Annotated in this window: 1 protein-coding gene; it reads left to right on the top strand. The window is 72.5% G+C overall.

The window, feature by feature from the left end:
- A partial coding sequence (locus ACWEN3_RS46960) for an MASE1 domain-containing protein (RefSeq protein ID WP_452984619.1) occupies window positions 1–853 on the top strand: 853 nt, incomplete at its 5' end.
- Window positions 854–1,023: the final 170 nt, after the last annotated feature.

Below are 1,023 nucleotides of genomic sequence, written 5' to 3'. Positions count from 1 at the left end.
GACGAGGTGCTGGCGGGGCTGGAGTCCGCTCCCGGCCCGGCCCGGGATCACGCTCGGCGCCCTCCTGGTCATCCTCTCCCTGGCCGCCCCGGGCCCCGACCTGATCGGCATCCTCTTCGGCAACACGGCCGCACCCGTGTGCGCGGCGCTCCTGCTGCGCCAGGCCCGCTTCCGCGTGGACCTCAGCCGGTTCCGGGACGGCCTCGCACTGGTGTTCCTGGGCGCCATGTGCGCGATGCTGGTCAGCGCCACCGTCGGCGTCGGCATGCTCGTCCTCACCGACAAGCTGACCACGGAGGACTTCTGGCCCGTCTGGCTCGCCTGGTGGGTGGGCGACGCGATGGGCGTCCTGCTCGTGGCCCCGCTGCTTCTGCTGCTGCGCGGGGCCCGCTGGCCGCCGCCCCTGGGACGCTGGAAGGAGGCGACCGCGCTCGCCGTCCTCGCCTGCTGTGTCGTCCCGCTGGCCACCTACAGCTCGATCAGCCTGCTCTTCCTCGTCTACCCGCTCATCATCTGGGCGGCCCTGCGCTTCCAGCTGGCGGGCAGCGTCCTGTGCGCCCTGCTGACGTCGGTGCTGGCCACCGTCGCCGCCACCGACCGCGTCGGGGCGTTCGAGAGGCTCAACCAGATCGAGGTCATGACAAAGCTCCAGGCGTTCAACGGCGCGATGGCACTGACCGCGTTGCTGCTGTCCGCCCTGATCACCGAGCAGCGTCACACGCGGCGCTCGGTGGAGCAGGCCTGCCAGGAACTCGTGGAGGTCCTGGAGCACCTCACCGCGGGCGACGTGCCGCCGCCCCGGCCGCAGCCCGGCACCGACGACACCGACGGGCGTTCCCGGCCCAGCCGGTGACCGGGGAGCGACCGCGGCCGCGGCCGGGTCCCCTCATCGGCCGGCTGGATCCCCGGGTTCCTCGTCGTCAACTACTCGGACATCCCCAAGGAGATGCGCTGCGCGGTCGCGGCCCGCATCATGCGCGCGGTGGAACGCTTCGCATCCGACGCCCCGTCAGACGACATGGC

It is taken from the genome of Streptomyces sp. NPDC004561 (assembly GCF_053602155.1).
The sequence above is the reverse complement of the archived record's forward strand: the minus strand, read 5'-3'. Positions and strand labels throughout refer to the sequence as shown.